Raw genomic sequence first — 304 nt, 5'->3', positions numbered from 1 at the left:
GGCGCGGGCGCACGCGTGCGGCCGCCGCCCTTGCGCGCCCGCCTTGAGGTCGAAGCCCAGGTCGATGTGGAACTCTTCTTCGAGCGGCAGCACGATGACCGCGCAGCCGGTGTCGCGCTCGATGCCGGCGACCACCTCGTCGAGCTGCGCGCGCGAGGCCGCGGTGACCACGAACCACAGGTTGTAGCGATGCTCGCGCTGGTAGTTGTGGTTGATCGCCGGCTCGCGGGTGACGCGCGCGGCGACCTCCTCCAGGCGCTCGGGCGGCGCGGCCAGCGCGGCCAGCGCGCTCGCGCCCAGGCGG

1 pseudogene is annotated in these 304 nt (G+C 74.7%); it reads right to left on the bottom strand.

Going from position 1 to position 304, the window contains the following annotated elements:
- A pseudogene (locus C667_RS24110) lies at nt 1-304 on the bottom strand (siroheme decarboxylase subunit beta); the annotation flags it as partial.

Origin of the sequence: Thauera phenylacetica B4P, from assembly GCF_000310225.1 — a bacterium.
In the GTDB taxonomy this organism is placed as follows: domain Bacteria; phylum Pseudomonadota; class Gammaproteobacteria; order Burkholderiales; family Rhodocyclaceae; genus Thauera; species Thauera phenylacetica.
Note: the sequence above shows the minus strand (reverse complement) of the source record. Positions and strands in the feature narration are given on the sequence as shown.